The 19,962-nt window shown below is 72.3% G+C and carries 18 protein-coding genes and 1 tRNA gene; 12 read left to right on the forward strand and 7 right to left on the reverse strand.

Features of this window, described 5'->3' with window-relative positions:
• The first annotated feature begins 8 nt into the window (after positions 1-8).
• Genes ACWCXB_RS07280 through ACWCXB_RS07290 form a run of 3 tightly spaced genes read left to right on the forward strand, consistent with a single transcriptional unit; the run spans position 9 to position 3,413 of the window.
• Positions 9-1,019 carry a carbohydrate ABC transporter permease gene (locus ACWCXB_RS07280; protein ID WP_450719919.1) on the forward strand — a complete coding sequence of 337 codons (1,011 nt, stop codon included), beginning with the start codon at positions 9-11 and terminating at the stop codon, positions 1,017-1,019.
• A gap of 33 nt (positions 1,020-1,052) precedes the next feature.
• On the forward strand, positions 1,053-1,943 hold the full coding sequence (locus ACWCXB_RS07285) for a carbohydrate ABC transporter permease (protein WP_450720100.1): 891 nt from the start codon (positions 1,053-1,055) through the stop codon (positions 1,941-1,943).
• A gap of 54 nt (positions 1,944-1,997) precedes the next feature.
• Positions 1,998-3,413, forward strand: a complete 1,416-nt coding sequence (locus ACWCXB_RS07290) for a GH1 family beta-glucosidase (RefSeq protein ID WP_450719921.1) — start codon at positions 1,998-2,000, stop codon at positions 3,411-3,413.
• Positions 3,414-3,476: 63 nt separating this feature from the next.
• Here the strand turns inward: ACWCXB_RS07290 and ACWCXB_RS07295 are convergent, their stop codons facing one another.
• The 3 genes from ACWCXB_RS07295 to ACWCXB_RS07305 form a co-directional block, all read right to left on the reverse strand.
• Positions 3,477-4,967, reverse strand: a complete 1,491-nt coding sequence (locus ACWCXB_RS07295) for a glycoside hydrolase family 18 protein (RefSeq protein ID WP_450719923.1) — start codon at positions 4,965-4,967, stop codon at positions 3,477-3,479.
• Positions 4,968-5,096: 129 nt separating this feature from the next.
• Positions 5,097-6,491, reverse strand: coding sequence for a sensor histidine kinase (locus ACWCXB_RS07300; RefSeq protein WP_450719925.1), 1,395 nt, complete (start codon positions 6,489-6,491; stop codon positions 5,097-5,099).
• The gene (locus ACWCXB_RS07305) at positions 6,488-7,177 is read right to left on the reverse strand and encodes a response regulator transcription factor (RefSeq protein WP_450719927.1); all 690 of its coding nucleotides are present in this window, start codon (positions 7,175-7,177) and stop codon (positions 6,488-6,490) included. Before ACWCXB_RS07305 ends, ACWCXB_RS07300 begins: the two co-directional genes overlap by 4 nt.
• Positions 7,178-7,246: 69 nt before the next feature.
• Here ACWCXB_RS07305 and ACWCXB_RS07310 point away from each other — a divergent pair, with 69 nt between their 5' ends.
• Positions 7,247-7,798 (forward strand): hypothetical protein, encoded by a 552-nt coding sequence (locus ACWCXB_RS07310; RefSeq protein WP_450719929.1) that lies wholly within the window; start codon positions 7,247-7,249, stop codon positions 7,796-7,798.
• Positions 7,799-7,833: 35 nt separating this feature from the next.
• Here the strand turns inward: ACWCXB_RS07310 and ACWCXB_RS07315 are convergent, their stop codons facing one another.
• Together ACWCXB_RS07315 and ACWCXB_RS07320 are read right to left on the reverse strand one after the other, a co-directional pair.
• Positions 7,834-8,718: a spermidine synthase gene (locus ACWCXB_RS07315; protein ID WP_450719931.1), complete on the reverse strand. Its 885-nt coding sequence runs from the start codon at positions 8,716-8,718 to the stop codon at positions 7,834-7,836.
• Positions 8,719-8,785: 67 nt separating this feature from the next.
• A complete protein-coding gene (locus tag ACWCXB_RS07320) occupies positions 8,786-9,247 on the reverse strand; it encodes a hypothetical protein (protein WP_450719933.1) in 462 nt (153 codons plus the stop codon).
• Positions 9,248-9,512: 265 nt separating this feature from the next.
• Here ACWCXB_RS07320 and ACWCXB_RS07325 point away from each other — a divergent pair, with 265 nt between their 5' ends.
• Entirely contained in the window at positions 9,513-10,973 is a 1,461-nt protein-coding gene (locus ACWCXB_RS07325) for a tetratricopeptide repeat protein (protein ID WP_450719935.1), read from the forward strand.
• A 103-nt stretch (positions 10,974-11,076) separates the two neighbouring features.
• Here the strand turns inward: ACWCXB_RS07325 and ACWCXB_RS07330 are convergent, their stop codons facing one another.
• The gene (locus ACWCXB_RS07330; RefSeq protein ID WP_450719937.1) at positions 11,077-11,673 is read right to left on the reverse strand and encodes a histidine phosphatase family protein; all 597 of its coding nucleotides are present in this window, start codon (positions 11,671-11,673) and stop codon (positions 11,077-11,079) included.
• A 131-nt stretch (positions 11,674-11,804) separates the two neighbouring features.
• Between ACWCXB_RS07330 and ACWCXB_RS07335 the strand changes: the two genes are divergently transcribed.
• The 7 genes from ACWCXB_RS07335 (at position 11,805) to ACWCXB_RS07365 (ending at position 18,635) form a co-directional block, all read left to right on the forward strand.
• A complete protein-coding gene (locus ACWCXB_RS07335; protein WP_450719939.1) occupies positions 11,805-12,788 on the forward strand; it encodes a phosphatase PAP2 family protein in 984 nt (327 codons plus the stop codon).
• Positions 12,718-13,854, forward strand: a complete 1,137-nt coding sequence (locus ACWCXB_RS07340; RefSeq protein ID WP_450719941.1) for a hypothetical protein — start codon at positions 12,718-12,720, stop codon at positions 13,852-13,854. The genes ACWCXB_RS07335 and ACWCXB_RS07340 overlap by 71 nt, the downstream gene beginning before the upstream one ends.
• A gap of 337 nt (positions 13,855-14,191) precedes the next feature.
• Positions 14,192-15,790 (forward strand): hypothetical protein, encoded by a 1,599-nt coding sequence (locus tag ACWCXB_RS07345; RefSeq protein ID WP_450719943.1) that lies wholly within the window; start codon positions 14,192-14,194, stop codon positions 15,788-15,790.
• The gene (locus ACWCXB_RS07350; protein WP_450719945.1) at positions 15,787-17,121 is read left to right on the forward strand and encodes an AAA domain-containing protein; all 1,335 of its coding nucleotides are present in this window, start codon (positions 15,787-15,789) and stop codon (positions 17,119-17,121) included. The genes ACWCXB_RS07345 and ACWCXB_RS07350 overlap by 4 nt, the downstream gene beginning before the upstream one ends.
• 229 nt (positions 17,122-17,350) lie before the next feature.
• Positions 17,351-17,701 carry a hypothetical protein gene (locus ACWCXB_RS07355; protein ID WP_450719947.1) on the forward strand — a complete coding sequence of 117 codons (351 nt, stop codon included), beginning with the start codon at positions 17,351-17,353 and terminating at the stop codon, positions 17,699-17,701.
• Positions 17,702-17,893: 192 nt separating this feature from the next.
• Positions 17,894-18,571, forward strand: a complete 678-nt coding sequence (locus ACWCXB_RS07360; RefSeq protein ID WP_450719949.1) for a bifunctional DNA primase/polymerase — start codon at positions 17,894-17,896, stop codon at positions 18,569-18,571.
• Positions 18,562-18,635 (forward strand) — tRNA-Lys (locus ACWCXB_RS07365). Before ACWCXB_RS07360 ends, ACWCXB_RS07365 begins: the two co-directional genes overlap by 10 nt.
• 85 nt (positions 18,636-18,720) lie before the next feature.
• Here the strand turns inward: ACWCXB_RS07365 and ACWCXB_RS07370 are convergent.
• A complete protein-coding gene (locus ACWCXB_RS07370) occupies positions 18,721-19,920 on the reverse strand; it encodes a M6 family metalloprotease domain-containing protein (RefSeq protein ID WP_450719951.1) in 1,200 nt (399 codons plus the stop codon).
• Positions 19,921-19,962: the final 42 nt, after the last annotated feature.

A 19,962-nucleotide genomic window follows, 5' to 3' on the forward strand; every position in this document is an offset into this window, starting at 1 on the left:
TGACCGGAATGGCAAGTGACGCCACAGCCGCCGCGCCCTCCCAGGGGGAGGAGGGCGCGGCCCCGGCGCGACCCCCGAAAGACGACACCGCCGCGGCGGAACGGCGCCGGGCGCGGCGCAGCCGCTGGTACCGGCGGGACATGCGGTGGAGCCCGTACGCCTTCGTCGCACCGTTCTTCGTGTTCTTCGCGGCCTTCGGGCTCTTCCCACTGCTCTACACCGGCTGGGCCTCGCTGCACCGGGTGGAGCTCACGGCGCCGAACGACATGGAGTGGGTGGGGCTGCGCAACTTCTCCCGCCTGCTGGAGGACGAGTTCTTCTGGAACGCGCTCCAGAACACGGTCACCATCGGGCTGATATCCACCGTCCCGCAGCTGCTCATGGCGCTCGGTATCGCGCATCTGCTGAACTACCGGCTGCGCGCCTCCATGTTCTTCCGGGTGGCCGCCCTCACCCCGTACGCCACGTCGGTGGCCGCGGCGACGCTCGTCTTCGTGCTGCTCTTCGGGCGCGACTACGGAATGATCAACTGGGCGCTGGGGGCGGTGGGGATCGACCCGGTCGACTGGCAGAACGGCGAGTGGACCTCGCAGATCGCGGTCTCGACGATCGTCATCTGGCGCTGGACCGGCTACAACGCGCTGATCTATCTCGCGGCGATGCAGGCCATCCCGAACGACCTGTACGAGTCCGCCGCACTGGACGGGGCCTCCCGCTGGCAGCAGTTCCTCCACGTCACCGTCCCCTCGCTGCGGCCGACCATCCTCTTCACCTGTGTCGTGTCGACGATCGGCGCGACCCAGCTCTTCGGCGAGCCCCTGCTCTTCAACGGGAGCGCGGGCGCGACGGGCGGCGCGGACCACCAGTTCCAGACGCTCGGGCTCTATCTGTACGAGCAGGGCTGGGTGAATCTCCATCTCGGCCGGGCCTCGGCGATCGCCTGGACGATGTTCCTGATCCTGCTGGTGATCGGCGCGGTGAACTGGCTGCTGGGGCGCCGGCTCCGCAAGAGCGTGTAGGGGGCTGATGTGCTGACGACGAAACAGCCGGCCGTGCCGGCGACGGAACAGCCGGTGGCGAAGCAGCCGACGGCGGCGAAACGGCCGCGACGCGGGGCCGGACGGCAGCTGCACGGTGGGCGGATCACCTACGCCGTACTGATCGTCTTCACCGTGGGCTCGCTGTTCCCCCTGGTGTGGACGGCGATCGCGGCGTCCCGCAACAACACCCGGCTCGCGCAGACTCCCCCGCCCTTCTGGTTCGGCGGCAATCTCCTCAAGAACCTGGAGATCGCCTGGACCGACGCCAACATGGGCACGGCGCTGCTCAACACCACCGTTGTCGCGGGCACGGTCGCGGCGGGCACGGTGCTCTTCTCCACGCTCGCCGGATTCGCCTTCGCCAAACTCCGCTTCCGCTTCAAGAACCTTCTTCTGCTGCTGGTGATCGGCACGATGATGGTGCCGCCGCAGCTCAGCGTCGTACCGCTGTACATGCTGATCGCCGAGCTGTCCTGGACCGACCAACTGCAGTCCGTCATCCTCCCCACGCTCGTCGGTGCTTTCGGTGTGTTCTTCATGCGGCAGTACCTGATCGAGGCGCTGCCGACCGAACTGATCGAGGCGGCCCGCGTGGACGGCGCGAACAGCTGGCGCGTCGTGTGGCACGTGGTCTTCCCGGCCGCGCGGCCCGCGATGGCCGTCCTCGGCATGCTGACCTTCGTAATGGCCTGGAACGACTTCTTCTGGCCGATCATCGCGCTGACCCAGAACGGCAGCCCCACCGTGCAGGTGGCGCTGACCGGACTCGGCCGCGGCTACATCCCCGACCAGTCGGTGATCATGGCCGGTGCGCTCCTGGGCACGCTGCCGCTGCTGATCGCCTTCGTGATCTTCGGCAAGCAGATCGTCGGCGGGATCATGCAGGGCGCGGTCAAGGGCTGACGACTGACGCCTCCTCACCCTTTCTGTTCCTACGCACACGTTGGGAGCTCCTCCATGTCCGAGTCCGTCAGCTTTCCGCCAGGCTTCCTGTGGGGCGCCGCGACCGCCGCGTACCAGATCGAGGGCGCCGTACGGGAGGGCGGCCGTACGCCGTCGATCTGGGACACCTTCAGCCACACCCCCGGCAAGGTGGAGAACGGGGACACGGGCGATGTCGCCGTAGACCACTTCCACCGCCGCGCCGAGGACGTCCGGCTCATGGCGGACCTCGGCGTCAGCGCGTACCGCTTCTCGGTCTCCTGGTCGCGCGTCCAGCCCACCGGCCGAGGCCCCGCCGTCCAGCGCGGCCTCGACTTCTACCGGGCCCTCGTCGACGACCTGCTGGAGCACGGCATCACGCCTGTGCTCACCCTCTACCACTGGGATCTGCCGCAGGAGCTGGAGACCGCGGGCGGCTGGCCGGAGCGGGACACCGCGAGCCGCTTCGCCGACTACGCCCGTATCGTCGCCGAGGCGCTGGGCGACCGGGTCGAGCGGTGGACGACCCTCAACGAGCCCTGGTGCAGCGCCTTCCTCGGATACGGCTCCGGCGTGCACGCCCCCGGTCGCACCGAGCCGGTCGCCTCACTGCGCGCGGCCCACCACCTCAACCTGGGCCACGGTCTTGCCGCCCAGGCCCTGCGCACCGCGCTGCCCGCCCGGGCCCAGCTGTCCGTGAGCCTCAACCCCAGCGCGGTCAGGGCCCGCACCCGGTCGGCCGCGGACCTGGACGCCCGGCGCAGGATCGACGCGCTGGCCAACAGGATCTTCAGCGATCCGATGCTCCACGGCTCGTACCCCGAGGATCTCCTCGACGACACCGCGCACCTCACCGACTGGTCGTTCGTCCACGGCGACGATCTGGCCCTCATCCGGCACCCCCTGGACTCGCTCGGGATCAATTACTACTCACCCGCTGTTGTATCAACCGCCACCGACAGTGACGGCCAGGCGCCGGAGCGGAGCGACGGCCACGGCGCGAGCGAGCACTCCCCCTGGCCCGGCGCCGACTCCGTCGCGTTCCACCAACCGCCCGGTGATGTCACGGATATGGGCTGGTCCGTCGACCCGACCGGGCTGTACGACCTGCTGCTGCGCTACACGCGCGAAGCGCCGGGACTGCCGCTGATGATCACCGAGAACGGCGCGGCCTACCCCGACAAGCCGGCGGCGGACGGCAGCGTCCACGACCCCGAGCGGATCCGCTATCTGCACGGCCACCTCTCCGCCGTCCACCAGGCGATCGCCGACGGGGCCGACGTCCGCGGCTACTTCCTCTGGTCCTTGATGGACAACTTCGAATGGGCGTACGGCTACGGCAAGCGCTTCGGCGCCGTGTACGTCGACTACGAGACCCAGGCCCGCACCCCGAAGTCCAGCGCCCGCTGGTACGGGCAGCTGGCCAGGACAGGGGTGCTGCCCGATGCGTGACGCATGCCCCGGCCGGGTGGGGGGCGATCCGGCCGGGGCACGCTGTGTGGGGGCGGGGAGTGGCTACTTGTAGGCGGCGAACGCCTTCGTGAAGGCCAGCGGCTCCTGGAGGATCGAGCTGCAGGTCGCGTCGGCGTGGTTCACGGCACCCGCCGCGCACTGCTTGTCACGGGTCGAGGACCACATGGCCAGCCAGCCGATCCCCTTCGACCTGGCGAAGTCGACCAGCTGGGTCGCGTCGTCGACCTTGAAGATCTCGCTCGTGACGTCGTTGACGCCGATCATCGGGGTGACGGCAACGGCCTTCCATGCGGCCGCGTCGGAGAGCCCGAGCACGCCCTTGATCTGCGCCTGCGTCGCGGTGGCGGCCTGGATCGCGTACGTACCCATGTCGCCGCTGTACGCCGGCCCGTAGTCCATCGCCATGATGTTGACGGCGTCGGTCCTGACGCCGTTCTTCTTCGCGTCCGCGAGCAGATCGACGCCGGGCTGTGTGAGGCCCTCCGGCATCACCGGCAGCGTGAAGGAGACGTCGAGCCCGGGGTGCTCCTTCTGGAGCTGCGCGATGGCCTGCGAGCGGCGGGTGTTGGCGGCGGTGTCGGGAAGGGCCGCGCCCTCGATGTCGAAGTCGACCTTCGTGAGCTTGTACTGGTCGATGACCTTGCCGTACGCCTTCGCCAGCTCGCCCGCCGACGAACAGTTGAGCGCCAGCTCGTGGCCGGCGGCGCCGCCGAAGGAGACCCGCACGTCCCCGCCCTTGGCACGCAGGGCGGATATCTGCGCCGCGACCTTGTCGTCGGCGAGGCCCGTGACACCGCCCCAGAGCGGGGCGCAGCTGCCGCCGGAGGTGATGAAGGCGAGGGTGAAGTCCTTCACCCCGGTCCTGGCGGAGGCGTCGAGCATGTCGTACGCCGGGTAGAGGGAGGTGTCGATGTACGGCGCGAACTTCGCACCGCCGCCCGCCGGAGTGGTGGCGGTCGCGGTCGGCACCGGGGTCGGCGTCACCGTCTGCGTCGGTGTACCGGTCGGGCTGGGTGGCGTCGTCGGGGCGGTCGCGGTCGGGGCGGGCGTGGGCTGTTCGGTGGGGCGGCCGCTGGGCTGCGGCGTCGCACCCTCGTCGACCGAGCACGCGATGTCGTTGATGCGACAGCCGGACGGGTCGCCCGCCTGACCGCTCGCCGAGGTCACGAATCCGACGGTGACGGACGCGCCGGGCGCCAGATCCTTGTTCCAGCTCGCGGGCTTCACGGTGACGTGCTGCCCCTGGACGGTGTGGTCACCGTTCCAGAGGGAGCCGATCTTCGTGCCGGCGGGCAGGTCGAACTCGAGGGTCCAGCCCGACTGTGCCGCGCCGGTGTCGTTCGTGATGACGTACTGGCCGGTGTAGCCGCTGTCCCAGGAGCTGGTCCTGGTGTACGCGGCGCCGACCGCGGCCGCCTGCGCCGTGCCGGTGAGCGCGAAGGCCGCGCCGCCGGTGATCGCCGCGGCCACGACCGCGCCGATCGCCTTCGCTCTGCCGCTCGCCGTACGCCGGTGCGTGCTGCTGCTGCCCATCGCGTGCCTGCCTCTGTGTAACGGGGGTGGGGTGCGGCAGCACGCTAGCGGCAGCGGAACGGACAATTCCCCCGAGCCGGACAGTGGTTGAGGTTCTTAGGGTGCTCTTAAGGACCGCATCGGTGGCGATTAATGGTTGAGACCTCTGCGCCTGCGCCGCCCCGTCCTGCTGCCCAGCCGCCGCTGCGCCGGGCCGCGCGTCGCGCCGCCGAGACCGATCCAGATCCGGACCTCCGTGCCGCCGAGCACCGAGTGCCCGATGCGCACGTCGCCGCCGGTCGACTCCGCGACCCTCCGCACGATGTCGAGGCCGAGTCCCGTCGAGCCGTCCCTGCCCCCGCTGTTGCCCCGCGCGAGCGCCGCCTCCGGGTCCGCGATACCGGGCCCCGCGTCCGACACGAGCACGATCACGGCGTCGTCCCCGTTGTGCACGTCCACCGAGAAGGCCGTTCCCTCCGGGGTGTGGCGGAAGACGTTGCCCAGCAACCCATCCAGCGCGGCGGCCAGTTCGGGCCGGGCGACGGGGATGCGTACGGGACGGTCCACGCCCGCGAGCCGCACCTTGCGCCCCTCGTCCTCGGCGAGCGCCGACCAGAACTCCATGCGCTCACGGACGACTTCGGAGACGTCGCAGCCCGCGCCGGGACCCGTGGCCTGCGTCTGCGGCTTGGCCTCCCGCGCCGTACGGATGATCGTGTCGACCTCCCGCTCCAGCTGCTCGACGGCGGCTCTGGTCTGCTCGGCCGCGGGGCCCGTACCCAGCGAGGCGGCGTTCAGCCGGAGCACCGTCAGCGGTGTGCGCAGCCGGTGCGACAGGTCGGCGGCGAGCTCCCGCTCGTTGGCGAGCAGCTGCACCACCTGGTCGGCCATCGCGTTGAACGCGATCGCGGCGGACCGCAGTTCGGTGGGCCCCTCCTCGGGGACGCGCGCCCCGAGCTTGCCCTCGCCCAGGTCGTGTGCGGCGCCCGCAAGCCGCTGGGCCGGCTGCACCATCCGTATGCCGAGCCGGTCGGCGACCGCCACCGAGCCGACGATCAGCGCCACGCCGACCATTCCGAGGACCAGCCAGGCGGTGGTCACGCCATTGCTGACCTCGTCCTCCGGTACGAACACCTCGACGACCGCGATCTTCCCGGAGCTGAGCGCGGTCGGCTGGAGCAGCGCCGAACCGCCGGTGACCTCGGTGATGGAGGCGCGGCCCATCTGCTCGGTGGTGGCGAGATCCCGTACGGCCGCCCGCCGGGTGCCGATCGCCAGCTCCTGGCCGCCGGTCTCGTCCGACGCGGGTATGTGGAGCGCCATCCGTCCCGCCGCGCCCGCCTGGGTCGAGGCGACGGCCCGCTCCAGCTGGTCGCGGTCGGTGGTGATGGACAGCGTGGGGCCGATGGTGGCGGCCTGCCGCTCGGCGTTGGAGAAGGCCCGGTCCCTGGCCATCTCCTGGATGACGAGTCCGAGCGGTATCGCGAAGGCGATCACGACCATGGCCGTGACCGCCAGGGACACTTTGACCAGCGCCCATCTCACTGCGGCGGCTCCAGCTTCACCCCGACACCCCGGAGGGTGTGCAGATAACGGGGGCGAGCGGCCGTCTCCCCCAATTTCCTTCTCAACCAGGACAGATGCACATCTATGGTCTGGTCGTCACCGTACGACTGCTGCCACACCTCGGCGAGCAGTTCCTTGCGCGGTACGACAACCCCCGGCCTTCCGGCCAGGAAGGCGAGCAGGTCGAACTCCCGGCGGGTCAGATCGAGCCGGTCCCCGTCGAGTTCGGCCTGCCTGCGCAGCGGGTCGATCGACAGCCCGCCGACCTGGATCACCCTGCTCGGCGGTGCCTCCCCCGCGGCAGCCCGCGAGCGCCGCAGCACGGCCGCCATCCGCGCCGACAGATGCTCCACCGAGAACGGCTTGGTGAGGTAGTCGTCGGCGCCGTCGTTGAGCAGCCGTACGATCTCCGTCTCGTCGTCGCGCGCCGTCGCGATGATCACGGGGACGTCCGTGATGCCGCGCAGCATCTTCAGCGCCTCGGCCCCGTCCAGATCGGGCAGTCCGAGGTCCAGAATCACCACGTCGAACCGGAAATGAGCCACCTCGCGCAGCGCCTCCAGGGCCGTCCCGACGCTCCGTACGGTGTGGGAGGCCTCGGTCAAGTGCCTGATGAGGGCGGATCGCACGAACTGGTCGTCCTCGACCACGAGCACACTTGCCATGGGCGGCACCGTACGCCATACGAAGTAACGCGGTCCCCCCTGGGACAGGGGTGGCGGGTGTGGTGCAGTATGGCCGGGATGCGGAGAGGACTCGTACACGCGATCGCGTGGTCGCTCGCCACGGGCGCGGCGGTCACGCTCTCGTGGTGGGGCGTGCACACGGTGATGGCGGGGACGGCGTACGACCGGCCCCGCGCGTTGCCGATCACGACCGCCGACCGCACCACGCAGGCTGCCCTCCCCCAGTCGCCGTCGACGCGGAGCTCCGAGTCGCCGTCGTCCTCGGCGTCCTCCGGCCCGGAGCCGGGCAACACCCCTGAACCTTCGGCCTCCTCACCGGCCGACAAGCCGGACGACAAGCCGGCCACGACCAAGCCGCCGTCATCGCCGCCGCCTTCGGGAAACGTGAAGAGCTACACGGTCGAGGGCGGCCGCGTCGCCTACGACATCGGGCCCGCTTCGGCGGAGCTGGTCTCGGCGACCCCGGCCTCCGGCTGGACGATGCAGGTCTGGAAGCAGCCCACGTACATCCGCGTGACGTTCTCGCAGGGTGGCCGGGAGATCGACGTGTTCTGCACCTGGCACGACACCGCTCCACGTGTCGAGATCGAGGAGCGCTGACGCCCAACGGTGAGGGCCGGGGCCCGTCTTGCGGCTCAGGCCCCAGGGGGTGCGTCGCGGAACACCGACGGCGGCGGTACGGGCGAGGGCTTGGCGCTCGCGTCGGTCACCACGGCCGCGCCACCGGTGAAGTCGGCCAGCGCCTTTCCGTGTTCGACCCGGCCCGCGTGCGGGTCGCCCGCGACCCGGCGGGTGAGCTCGGCGACGGGCAGCGGCAGGTCGGAGGCGAGCAGGACGGCGTTGCCGAAGCGGCGGCCGCGCAGCACGGTCGGGTCGGCGGCCAGCGCAAGCTCGGGGAACACGGTGGCCGCGGTCGCGATCTGGCCGCGCAGATGGGCGAGCGGCGGCCCGTCGGCGAGGTTCGCGGCGTAGTGCCCGCCGGGCTTCAGCACCCGGCGCACCTCGGCGAGGAACTCCGTACTGGTGAGGTGGGCGGGCGTGCGCGCGCCGCTGAAGACGTCCGCGATGACGAGGTCCGCCCAGCCGTCGGGGAGCTTGCCGAGCCCCGCGCGGGCGTCGGCCGACCTGACCCGGATCCGGGCGTTCGGGTCGAGCGGGAGGCGGGCCCGGACGAACTGGACGAGGGGTCCGTCGACCTCGATGATCTGCTGCGTCGAGCGCGGACGGGTGGCGGCGATGTACCGCGCGAGGGTGAAAGCGCCGCCGCCGAGGTGGACGGCGTTCACGGGCCGCCCGGCGGGCGCGGCAAGGTCGATCACATGCCCCAGGCGACGCTGGTACTCGAAGGTGAGCAGGGCGGGGTCGTCGAGGTCGACATGGGACTGGGGTGCACCGTCGATGACCAGCGTCCAGCCGCGCGGGCGCTCACGGTCGGGTATGAGTTCGGCGAGCCCGCCGTCCACGGTCTCGGCGACGGTCTCCGGGGCCGCCGTGCGACCGCGCTGCTTCTTCCTTGCCACCTGCTCATTATCGGTGGCCCCGGCCCGGGGCCCCGTCCGCGCTGCGGACGGTGAGACGTCCCCCGGCCTAGATGCTGTCGGCGGCCTCGATCATGCGGGCGGCCTCGCCGAGGGCCTCCCGGAGCACGACCGGATCGGTGACGGGACCGGTGTCGCCGGGAGGCAGCAGCCAGCCGCTGCCGGAGACAGGAGGCTCCGCGGGGATGCGCAGCCCACGGCCCGACGTCTGCGTACAGGCGCTGCCCGGCATGTCCCAGCCGGCCGCGGTGCCGGGCGGCACCAGGAAGCCGAGGGTGTCGCAGCTGCCGTCGTGGAGGACGGGGCCGACCGCCGGGGAACCGCCGCGGCGCAGGATGTCGACCGCCTCCAGCCCCTGGCGGGCCGGAACGGTCACCAGGTCGCAGGGCACGGGGTGCTCACCGGCCTCCTCGGTGCCCGGGCGTGCCGGGCCGGGTGCCGCGCTGTACTCGTCGGTGGGCAGGTGCTGAGCACTCGTCGCACTCGTCCGCGAGCCACTGCTGGTCTCCATGCCGACCTCCAACAAGGGAACGCCTCCTCGCCGAGTGGGAACACGTTCCGTGTCCCCGCATGGTTCAACGCCCGCCCGCGTCAAGGGCTACGGCGGCACGCCGCCGCAAAGGATGGCAGTTCATGGCGGATCGTGGGTGAGATATCCGGTTTGTAGCTAAACCCTGCGTACCCGGCTCGTGACAGCAGGTACGTTCTTGCCCCGCCGGAGCAAGGAAAATCTCGGTACCGGAGAAGGCGCCGGCAGTACAGGAGAGGGCTCGGCCATGGCGTCGTCACGGGCAGTTCCCAACCTCGCGTTCCGGCGGCTGCGCGGACAGCGCTCGCCGGGGGAGTTCGCGGCTCTCGTACGCAGGGCCGCCCGGGAGATCGGTGAGCAGGTCGCCTGCGACGCCCGCTACATCGGGCGCGTGGAGGCCGGCGAGATCCGGTGCCCCAACTACGCCTACGAGCGGGTCTTTCTGCACATGTTCCCGGGCTCGACCCTTGCGGATCTGGGGTTCTCGGCCCGGGAGACGGTACGGGGCCGGGGTGCGCGGACCACGGACGCCGGCCGCGCGAGCACCATCGGCGGGCTCGGCCCCCACGGATCCCACGACTCCCACGACTCCCACGACACGACCGACCCCATCGGCTCCGACAGCAGCAACAGCACCTACAGCAACGAGGAGAGCGACGTGCTACGTCGCGCATTCATGACCAGCGGCACCGTCACCGTGGCGGCCGCATCCCTGGGCCTCGGCTCCCTGCCGGGAACCGAAGGGCTCCGCGCCGACGGGCTCCGCGCCGACGTGCCCCGCCCGCGGATCGGCGAGTCCGAGGTCAGGGCCGTCGAGGAGGCGGTACGCCAGATCCGGCTGCTCGACGACCGCCACGGCGCGGAAGGGCTCTACCAGCGCGCCGCCCAGCCCCTGCGTACCGCGTACGCGCTGCTCGACGCAGGCGCGACCACGCGTGGCTCGACCGCCGACCGGCTGGCCGCGGGCGCGGGCGAGCTCGCCATCTCGGTCGGCTGGCTGGCCCACGACTCGGGCCGCAAGGAGGAGGCCCGCTCGCACTACGCGGAGGCCCTGGCGACCGCCCGGGTCGCCGGTGACGCGGCCCTGGAGGCGCACGCCTTCTGCAACACGTCCTTCCTGGCCAGGGACGCCGGCCGGTACCGGGAGGCGGTACGGGCCGCGCAGGCCGGGCAGCGCGCGGCCGGACAGTTGACGTCGGCGCGGCTGCTGGCGTTGCTGAACCTGCGGGAGGCGGGTGCCTGGGCGGGGCTCGGCGACCGGGCCGGGTGCGAGCAGGCGCTCTCCCGGGCCCATACGCTCTTCGACCGGGGGCCCTCGGACGCGGACCCCGAGTGGATGTCCTTCTTCGGCGAGCCCGAGCTCCATGCGCTCGAGGCCCAGTGCTGGTCGACGCTGGGCGAGTGGGCCCGCGCGGCCCGCCACGCCCATCGCGCGGCGGCCCTCCAGAACCCGCATTTCGCCCGCAACCTCGCCCTCTACCGCGCCCAGCTCGCCGCCGACCTCGCCCGCGCGGGTGCGCCCGCGGAAGCCGCGGCGGCAGCCGGCCAGGTCCTGGACCTGCTCGACGACGTCCAGTCCTCCCGCATCCGCGCGATGCTCGCGGAGACGGCCCGCGTGCTGACCCCGCGGCGCCGGGCGGCGGGCGTGTCCGACTTCCTGGACCGTTACGCGCAGACGGCCAGGGCGAGGACGACGCTCGCCCGGTAGGCAGGCCCGCCTGTTCCACCCACCGGCTCACTCAAGGACGACACACACCCGGGTCACGTACCCGGGTGGCTCACGCACCCGGGTGGATCACAAACCGGGTGGGTCACGTACCCAGGTGTCCCGTGTCGTTCCAGCGCTCGATGGCCGGAGCCCCGTACGCCCACCCGAGGGCCGACAAGCTCGTCGGATCCAGCTTGATGCGCGCGGCGAAGGACACGTCCTCGCCGATCCAGCGCGCGCCCAGCACGCGCAGGATGTGCCCGTGCGCAAAGAGCAGGGCGTCCCGGTCGGCCGAGCGCGCCCATTCGATGATCCCGTCGGCGCGGGCGGAGAGCTGCGCCATGGTCTCGCCCTGGGGGACACCGTCGCGCCAGATCAGCCAGTCGGGGTCGATCGCGTGGATCTCGGCCTGCGTCATGCCCTCGTACGCCCCGTAGTCCCACTCCATCAGGGCGTCCCAGGGCTGCGCGCGGTCCGCGAATCCGGCGAGTTCGCAGGTCTCGGAGGCGCGTACGAGCGGGCTGGTGCGGATCTCGGCGTCCGGGAGCCCCGACCAGGGGGCCTTCTGCAACCGCTCCCCCAGCAGCTTGGCGCCGCGTCGCCCCTCGTCCAGGAGGGGGATGTCCGTCCGCCCCGTGTGCTTGCCGAGCGAGGACCATTCCGTCTGCCCGTGCCGGGCGAGAAATATGCGCGGTGCCATACCCCCATCATCGCCCAACTGAACTCGCGGTGAAGTCCGGGCAACCCCCGCCCCGCCCGTCGCGTCCTGTACACCGTACGGTCGATCGCCGGCCCCTGGCCGCACCAATGACACGATGGAGACGCGTCCGGATGCCGCAGACCGCGCACAGGAGTCGCCGCCCGCGCAGGGAGTCGGACCGCGGACAGGACCGGCGGTCCGCCGGACGACCGAGCGGCCTGGAGCGGGGCCCACAGCCGGTCCGCGGGCAGGTCGGCCGGCCGCTCCGCTGGTGGACCGAACTGCCGCTGGTCGTCGTGGTGTACGCCGCGTACTCGGCCGGCAGGCTGCTCGCGCGGGGGGACAAGGCGGACGCGGTCGGCCACGGCGTGGGGATCCTGCGCCTGGAGGAACATTTCCGCATCGACTTCGAGCATCCGCTCAACCGGCTCCTCAGCGGCACCCCGGGACTCGGCATACCCGCCGACTTCGCCTACGCCGCACTCCATTACCTGGTCACCCCGGCGATCCTGGTCTGGCTGTTCCGCCGGCGCCCCGCCGGCTACCGGGCGGCGCGGACGTGGCTGATGGCCTCCACCCTGCTCGGGCTCATCGGGTTCACCCTCGTACCGACGTGCCCGCCACGGCTGCTGGACGCGGGGTACGGGTTCACCGACACGATGGCGCAGTTCAGCTCGTACGGATGGTGGGGCGGGGAGGCGAGCGCGCCGCGTGGTCTCGGGGGGATGACCAACCAGTACGCGGCGATGCCGAGCCTGCACGTCGGCTGGGCGCTGTGGTGCGGGGTGATGCTGTGGCTGCACGGCCGGGGCGCGCTCACGAAGGTCCTGGCAGTCGCGTATCCGACGGTGACGGCGCTGGTGGTCATGGGCACGGCGAACCACTACTTCCTCGACGCGGTCGGGGGCGTCGCGGTGATGGGTGCCGGGTTGCTGCTCACGGGGCCGGCGATGCGGCTCGCGGACCGGGTGAGGGCCCGGTTCGGACGGGGGTCCGGCGCCAACACCACCACGATTGTCAGTGGCGGATGCGAGACTTCCGCGGGTGAGCACATCCCTGGACAGCGGACCTCCTCCGCAGGCGCCGGTGACAGCACTCCGGCAGCGACTCGCTGAGCTGCGCGGCCCGTCGGCCGCGCCGCATCCGCTCGACGCCCGGGCGCTGGCGGCCCTCGCCGCGAATCCCGGGTGCAAGCGACGTGCGCTGCTGGACGGGGCCGGGGTGGACAAGGCGGCGCTCGCGCGGGCGCTGGGTTCGCCCGCGGCGTTCGGCCAGTCCCAGTTCGCGTTCATGCGGGGCAACGCCTTCGAGGCCCGCGTCAAGGCCGACGGCGGTGTGGAGCTGCTGAGGCTGCTCGGCGTCGCCGACCCTCAGGAGGCACGGGTCCCCGACCTCGCGGCGGCCGGGCCCGAGGGGCGCGCGGCACGTACGGCACTGGCCCTGCGGGAGGCGACGGGGGCGGGGGTGTGGACGCTGCTCGACCACCCGATGCTGGCGCTGGAGGTGGCGGGGTCGCCGGCGTATCTGGAGCCGGACGCGGTGGTGGTGCATCCCGACGGCCGGTGGACGGTCGTCGAGATCAAGTCCTTCCCGATGATCGACGGTTCGGCGGACGCGGCGAAGGTGGGCGCCGCGGCGCGCCAGGCCGCGGTGTACGTGCTGGCCCTGGAGCGCGTCGCGGCCCTGACCGAGGGCGCGGAGGTCGGGCACTCGGTGCTCCTGGTCTGCCCGAAGGACTTCTCGAACCTGCCGGCGGCGTCCGTGGTCGACGTACGCAAGCAACTCTCGGTGACCCGTCGCCAGCTCACTCGTCTGACCCGCGTCGAGGACATCGCCGCCGCCCTGCCGGGCGGGGTGAGCTTCGACGTGGAGACCTGCTCGGCGGACGAGCTGACGGCCTCCGTCGAAGCGGTCCCCTCCGCCTACGCCCCCGAGTGCCTGGCCGCCTGCGAGCTGGCCTTCCACTGCCGGGAGCGGGCGCGCACGGCGGGCGCGGTGGAGTCGCTGGGGCGTGCGGTGCGCGGTGAGCTGGGCGGCCTGACGGCGGTCGGCGAGGTCCTCGCGGCAGCCCGCGGCGACTCCGGCGACCCTTCGGACCCGGCCGTCGAGGCCCTGCGCCGCGCCGCCGGCCTCCGGGCGGAGGCGCTCAGCGACTCCCGCGCGGGTCAGGGGGCGGCGTGAATGCCGGGTGCGGTGTGTGCCGGTGCCGTTCGGTGGGCCGGTGTGGCCGTCCTCAATCGCCGGACGGGCTAGGGGTGCGCCGGTGGGTGAGGGGGCGGGGGCCCTCCGGGCTCGCCTCCTCGAAATCGGTGGGTACGGCGTCATCCGGTACAGGCAGTCGTTCCGCAGGGGTGAGCCGAGCGAATGGGGGCACCCCCATGCCCGAAGCGCTATGGGGGAGGGTGGGCGCAAACCACCCACCGGCCCGCAGCCGCCGTCGGTGCCCGGGTGCCGACCAGCCGGTGCGCGGGGGCGAGCCTTCAGCGCCCCGTATGCCCGCTCCGGCAAGGAGGCACGCGTGTCGCTGATCAGTACCCTCGCCCGGCTCGAGGCCGTCGAGACGGGACGGGCGCAGCCGATCGCCACCGTGCGGCACCGGCATGTGTCCGAGCGGCCACTCGTCTTCGTGCCGCTCACGACCGCCGGCGAGGCGGGCGCGCCGCTCGGTGCGCTCGTCGGCACGGACCGGGACGCCCCGCGGCTGCTGACCGTCGCGCAGCCGCGGGACCGGGATCTGCGGTTCGCGTTCCTCGCGGAGCTGGCCGGTGCGGTGCTGCCGTATCTCGACGCGTACGCGGACGACGTCGAGGCCGCCGAGCGGAACGAGACTGATCCCGAGACCGGCAAGAAGGTCAAGGTCGAGGTCGAACTGTGCGCGGACGCCCCGCAGTTGATCGTGCCGAGCCGGGCCGGTGTCGAGTTCGTGCGGCTGCTCGGGCGGTCGATGCGGTTCCGGCGGACGGCGGAGCAAGACCCGGACACCCCCTATCCCGCGCCGCCGCGCGTGCCGCTGCTCGGGCGCTGGCTGACGCACTACGGGGAGCGCGCCCGCGTACCCGGCTCGTCACTGCTGCTGGCCATGACGGATCTGCTGGGGCGGCACTGGGCGACCGGGCAGTCCCGTCTCGAGGACCAGCATCTGGGCGCGCTGCTCGCCTGGACGGCTCCTCCCGAGGGCGAGTCGGGCGCGGAGGCGGCCCTGCGCGCCGAGCTGGCGCGGGACGCGAGCGGGCAGCTGCTGTGCCCGCCTGCCGGTCCCGCCACGGACCCGGCGTTCGACAACAGGCTGCTGGCGCCCGCGATGGAGCGGTACGACCGGGCGCGCCAGGCGCTTTTCGCCGCCGAGGACGGCGGCGCGGCGGACGAGCAGTTGGGCCGGCTGACGGCCGCCGAGCGGGAGATCGGCGGGCTGCTGGAGGGGGTCATGCGGCCCACCTGGGACGCCGTGTGGCAGGGCCTGGACCTGCTGCGGGAGCTGCCGGTGGGGGCGCGGGTCGCCGACCGGTGGACCCGTGACCGCTGGTCGTTCACCGGCCACCGCGACCGGGTGCGCGCGGGCGAGCCGCCGCAGCCGCGCCGCGACGACGCGGTGACCGCGGCGCAGAAGCTCGCAGCCCGCGAGACGGCGCAGGCCCAGCTGGAGGCGCAGGAGGCGCTCGACGATCCGCTGGTGCTGGCGGGGCGCAGGCTGTCCGGCGAGGCGTTCGTGGCGGAGGTGACCGAGGTGACGATGGCCTGGTCGGAGTCGAAGCGGCCGTCCCCGCGCCCACTGCTGACCGTGCGCACGGACGACCGGCCGCGTCTTGGCCCGGGCGTGAAGGTGTACCGCTCGCTGGACGGCAGGCCTCAGTCCGCCGAGTTTGTCGAGTTTGTACGGTCCGCGGAGGACGGCTCGGCGGTGCTGCGGCTGCTGGACCGGATGGGACGGTCCAAGGACCCCGCCGAGGGCTCGGTCCCGGAGAAGGGCGAGCGGATCGCCTGGACGCTGTTCGAGCACGACCAGCGCGGCGGGCCGAAGCTCCCGGACCCCGAGGAGACGCCGTGGACGCACGGCGGTCCGCCCCGCACCGATGCCGCCGAGAGCCCTGACACCGTGACCCCGGAGGACCTGCTGTGACGACCGGTTTCGACCCGGGCGCCGAGGCCGCGCGCGCCACCGCCGGCATCCTCGACGACACCCTCCGCGGGGATGCCCGTGGCGTCGTCGTCGACTCGCCGCCCGGCGCCGGAAAGTCGACGCTCGTCGTACGGGCCGCACTGGAACTGGCCGCGGCAGGGCGGCCCTTGATGGTCGTCGCGCAGACGAACGCACAGGTGGACGATCTGGTGCTGCGGCTGGCCGAGAAGGAGCCGGAGCTGCCGGTCGGCCGCCTGCACAGCAACGACCCGGATCCGTACGACAAGGCGCTCGACGAGCTGGGGAACGTACGCAAGTCGGCGAAGGCGGGTGACCTCGCCGGGCTTGACGTCGTCATCTCGACGGCCGCGAAATGGGCGCATGTGAAGGGCGTCGAGCCGTGGCGGCACGCGATCGTGGACGAGGCGTACCAGATGCGCTCGGACGCGCTGCTCGCGGTGGCCGGGCTGTTCGAGCGGGCGCTGTTCGTCGGGGATCCCGGGCAGCTGGACCCGTTCTCGGTGGTCGGGGCCGAGCAGTGGGCCGGGCTGTCCTACGACCCGTCGGCGAGCGCGGTCTCGACACTGCTGGCGCACAATCCGGAGCTGCCGCAGCACCGGCTGCCCGTGTCGTGGCGGCTGCCGGCGTCGGCGGCGCCGCTGGTGTCGGGCGCGTTCTATCCGTACACGCCGTTCCGCAGCGGTACGGGGGCGGGCGACCGACGCCTCGCCTTCAGTGTCCCGTCGGACGGTTCCGGCCCCGACCGGGTGCTCGACGAGGCGGCGGAGTCGGGCTGGGGCCTGCTGGAGCTGCCGGCCCGGCACACTCCCCGGACCGACCCGGAGGCGGTGCGGGCGGTGGCGCTGGTGGTACGACGGCTCCTGGACCGCGGCGGGGCGTCGGTGTCGGAGCGGTCGGAGCATCCGGTGCCGCTCACCCCGGACCGTATCGCCGTCGGCACGGCCCACCGCGACCAGGCCGCGGCGGTGCGGGCGGCGCTGACGGAGCTCGGGGTGAGCGGGGTGGCCGTGGACACGGCGAACCGGCTGCAGGGCCGCGAGTTCGACGTCACGGTCGTCCTCCACCCCCTGTCGGGCCGCCCGGACGCGACGGCGTTCCACCTGGAGACGGGCCGCCTGTGCGTCCTCGCCTCCCGGCACCGGCACGCCTGCATCGTGGTGTGCCGCGCGGGCGTGGCGGACCTCCTGGACGAGCACCCCTCCACGGAGCCTGTGCAGCTCGGCGTGACGGTGAAGTTCCCTGACGGGTGGGAGGCGAACCACGCGGTCCTGTCCCACCTCGCGGAGCACCGAGTGGCGTGGACGCCGTGAGACACGCCGCTCGAAGCCTGCGAAGCAGTGCGAGGGCGGCCGAAAGAAACAGCCCGGACGGGTGGGAGGCGAATCACGCGGTCCTGTCCCACCTCGCGGAACATCGCGTGGCGTGGACGGCTTAGGTTCTGGTGTGCCGCGCAGCGCGTCCCGCATAGGTGCACGTAGGGCCTCTTGTGCGGCGCGGGACAATGGTGGGTGGTCGGGGATGTGCGAGGAGGAGACACGCATGGCGGAGTCGTCGGAGCGGAGCGAGCGGCGGATGCGGCCTGCGCCGCTGATCTTCGAGCCCTCGGAGGCCGCCTCCGACCCGGAGCACTTCTTCGACCTCGAGTCGATCGAGGACCCCCGGGAGCTGCTGTCGCGTGCGACGGAGCTGACGATGGCGTTCCAGGCCGCGGCGGACCGTGCCCTGGAGTACCAGGCGGTCGCCGCGGCACAGCTCGCCGACCCGCGCCGCTTCGACCGGCTGACCGCGGCGGACATCGCGCAGCGGGCCGAGTGGAGCGAGGACTACGCGAAGAAGATGGTCGAATTCGGCCGCGACCTTCTGCGCGCATCGGAACCCGACGACCAGTAGGCAGATACGGGCGCCGCGGCCCACACCCGTGGGCCCGGGCCCGGGCCCGCGCTCGCACGCGCGCTCGCACGCGACAGGCAAGATCTCGCATGGCATATGCCGCGGGGCAAGATACCCCTTCACGCCCCGCCCTGTCCCGGTTTTCCGCAACCCACGGAAACGGGACGTTGACTCCCCGTACATGTAAATGCCATGAGTACTTGGCTGCGCGACGAGACACCCCTGAGCCCTGGTGGTGACCACGACGAGCGGCGGCGTGACATCTTCGCGTCGCTGCGGGACGAAGGGCGGCATCGGACCGCGCACGTGACCGCGTCCGGAGCGGCGTGGCTCGCGTCGGCCAGCGCTTTCCCGCGGTCGACACTGGCACTGTGGGAGGCCGAGCCGACCGCGCCCGCGGTGGTGCCGTGCGGGACAGTGTTCGACGTCGTCAATGTGCCCGGGATCTTCGGGCGCCGGATGCTCGAGCAGCTGTGGTCGGAGGGGCCCGGCTCCGGGCCCGTGGCGTTGCACCGCGGCCGGATGCTGCTGTTCGCCGCCCCGGGCACGGCCCAGCGGCTACCTTCCCTGCTGGACTGGGAGGAGTGGGGCGCGTCCGTGCCGCCGCTGCTCAGTCACGGCACCGGCGACGCCGTCACCGTCCCGCCGCTCACCCCCCGCCCCGGCTCCTCCGGCACGTGCTCCCCCTCCCCTGGCCCGCGCTGGGTCGTGGCCCCCGACACCCGGAACCCGTGGCTCCCGGGGCCCGAGGTGCTGCTCTGGGCATGCGTACGGGCCGCCCGTGCGACCTCCGCCGCGACGGTCCGTATATCGATTTTTCCTCCCGCCGATCAGGGTGCTAAGGTCTACGACGTCAGCAGGCGCCGCTAGCTCAGTTGGTTAGAGCAGCTGACTCTTAATCAGCGGGTCCGGGGTTCGAGTCCCTGGCGGCGCACTTGCGATTTCGATCGCTGACCTGGGCGTTCTCGGTATCCGAGGGCGCCCTTCGGCGTTCCCGGCACCGGGCGGGGCTGTCGCGCTCACGTCACCAGCGCGATCTTGACCGTCCACGTTCCCGTGCGCGTCCGGTCCACGACCTCCACCCGCACCCGCTCCCCCGGGACCGTGAACGTCTCCCCCACCGTCAGCGGTGCGTCCGCCAGCGGCGGGTACACCGACTGGTCCCAGCAGGCCTCCGTGTCGGGATGCGTGTCGATCACCTCGACCGGTCCGCCGCCGGACTCGGCCTCGTTCCGTACGCGGTAGATCAGCACGCCCTCGGTGCAGGTGTCCCGGTCGTTGCCGGCCGCGCCGCGCGCCTCGATGGCGAGCGCCGTGTTCTCACCCGTCCGTACGACCGCGAGCCGCGTACCGACGGACGCGCCGCGGGCCGGCTCCGCACCGAGCGGTTCCAGGGCGAGCATCCGGTCCGACGACCTTCCGCCGGTGACGCACCGGACCTGCCGCTCGTCGAGCCAGCCCAGCTTCCACTTGTGCCAGCCGAAGAGCTCGGGCGCGAGCCCGAACTGGCTGCCCATCACGTCCCAGTCCCCGACGTGCGTGTCCCAGTCACCCTTGCCGTCCGTCGGCCGGTGATAGAGGTCGGGCAGGTCGAACACGTGTCCGGTCTCGTGCGCGAGCACATTGCGGTCGGGCGGATGTCGTTCGAAGACCGTGACGACGCGTCGGATGTCCGTACCGTCGGCGGACAGCGGCTGGTCGAAGTTGACGACCTTCGTCGCGTCGGAGTCGACGCCCGGCGCGTCCGGGTCGGCGACGAGATAGACGATGTCGTAGCGCGAGAAGTCGACCACCGGGTCGGCGACGGTGATCGCGTCCCGCAGATAGGCGGCGCGCCGCCCGGCGTCCCAGTCCCGCTTCATGCGGTACGCCGTCGAGGCCTGCGGCATCTGGATCCACTGCGGCAGCGGGTGCGCGCGGAGGTTGAACTTCCCGTACGACGCCCGCCGGAAGAAGTCGCTGGTCGCCGGGAAGTGGTCGGCGGCCAGTTCGTCCGGGCGGGTCAGCGGGACGGCATCCGGGAAGGACAGGAAGACCATGGCCGCGTCGAGGGTGCGTTCGGGGCGCGGGAACGCCCCGTTCCAACTGTCCAGTCCGAGCGAGTGATGGGCGGGGGTACGGCGGAGGGCGCAGGGTCCCGCGGAGGTGTCGGCCACGGCGGGTCCCGCCACGAGCGAGGTGGCGGCGAGAGCCGCGAGGGAGGTGAGAGCGGCAGCCATGGCACGCAGGTTGAGCCGTTCCACCCCCCCGGGTGCTCCGTC

The organism is Streptomyces sp. NPDC001514 (genome assembly GCF_053597075.1).